Source organism: Segatella copri, assembly GCF_019127135.1.
Taxonomy (GTDB): domain Bacteria; phylum Bacteroidota; class Bacteroidia; order Bacteroidales; family Bacteroidaceae; genus Prevotella.
Window position 1 is genome coordinate 1 of record NZ_JAHOEA010000138.1, and the last position, 1,722, is coordinate 1,722.

Below are 1,722 nucleotides of genomic sequence, written 5' to 3' on the forward strand. Positions count from 1 at the left end.
CCAATTTTAAGTTGCATAGCTTGTTTTTGAACTTTAATTCTTGTCCAAGAAGCATTTCATCTTTTAAAAGTGAAATACTTTTTTGGACAGGAATATAGCCCCAAATAGCTTTCTATAGCGTTTCTGGCGCTTAATTCGGCAATATATAGAGGAATCTACTTCCCCCCTTATGCATTTTGCATCAATTTGATGATTCTCTTCACATTTGCAGCGAAAATAGTCAAAGCTCCCTGCATTTCCATGCACGACAAACCGTATGACAGGGCTCTGTCATATCCTAAGACATTCTTAAGTTCGGAGTTTTTGGCTTCTATCTTGTATCGTTTCCTCTGAAGATTTATAAACTCTTCTGTTTTTTGATATTCGATTTGCTCCAACTGTTCATCCGATTTGATGGTAACCGCATATGTTTTTGTCTTGGCACCTTCCTTGTAGCAACCTTCACGTAATGGACAGACCTTGCATTTGTCCACATCAAAATAATAGGTAATGCTGGAGTTTCTGTGACGCTTGTCATTTTTGCGATTATTCATCTCTTTCCATTTCGCCAGATGCCCTGCTGGGCAGACGTACAGATCTGCATCCTTGTTGTATTCAAAAGGGAGTTTGTTTGTTCGATTACCGTCAATTACAGAGCTTAAACGAGCAGAGAGGCGCATATTGTTTTCCTTTGCCATTTTGAGATTCTCCTTGCTGGAATATGCCTTATCTGCTACTATGGAATCAACTTCCATTCCTGCTTCCTCTGTCTTTTTTATCAATTCTGGCAATTGCTGTCCATCACCCTTCTCGCCGGAGGTGACGGTAGCTGCGGTGATAATTCTCTCATCGCTCATAGCTATATGCGTCTTATAGCCAAAGAATGAAGAATGCGCTGTTTTATGTCCTGTACGGGCATCCTCATCCTTTGATATTACGCCTCGGGTCTCTGCGTCTGAAATGGTTTCTTTCAGCATATTGAGACGCTCCTTGACTGCAGGCATATTGGCAGTTGCAGCGTCAGCTTCTACTGTTGCAACTATCGTTTTGGCAGCAGTCATGATAGAAGAATACTTCTTTTCTTTTGGAAGCTCAGGCAATTCCATGCTGTCATCTACAGAATTAACGACCTTGATTACGGCCTTGCAATAATACTCCAAACTCTTTGCTGCACTGATAGGGTTGGAACGAGAATGCGTATGGGTTGCATCAACAATGATGGTTCTAGACTTGAGGACACCTGCTTCTATAGCAATAGAAACAGTCTTCTTGATAAGAAGATCCAACAGGTCCATATCCTTCAGGCGAAGTCGACGGAATTTGGTCAAGGAACTAGGATTAATCAGATTAGTCTCCTCAGGAGTTAATCCCAAGAAGTACTTAAACGACATATCATAGCGAGTACGTTCAACAACATCAACATCCGATATGTCATAGATTACCTTTAAAAGAAGATACTTAAACATACGGATAGGACTCTCTGCTGTACGACCATTGTCATGACAATACTTGTCCTGCAATTCCTGGTATACGAAACTAAAGTCCACCAGGTCAGTAATCTGGCGGAGCAGGTTGTCTTTTGGGATAATCAAGTCATACAAACTTGAATAATCACTGAATGATATGGTCTGTTGTTGCTCTAGCATAATCCTTGTATTTTCCTACAAAGATACAAAAAATATTGCACATATGCAACTTTTGGGTACACTATTTCAAAGATCGAATGTTAAACTAACATAACCC

The 1,722-nt window shown here is 40.4% G+C and carries 1 protein-coding gene; it reads right to left on the reverse strand.

Going from position 1 to position 1,722, the window contains the following annotated elements; translation table 11 throughout:
* Window positions 1-167: 167 nt before the first annotated feature.
* On the reverse strand, window positions 168-1,625 hold the full coding sequence (locus KSW37_RS15510) for an IS1182 family transposase (RefSeq protein WP_217315343.1): 1,458 nt from the start codon (window positions 1,623-1,625) through the stop codon (window positions 168-170).
* Window positions 1,626-1,722: the final 97 nt, after the last annotated feature.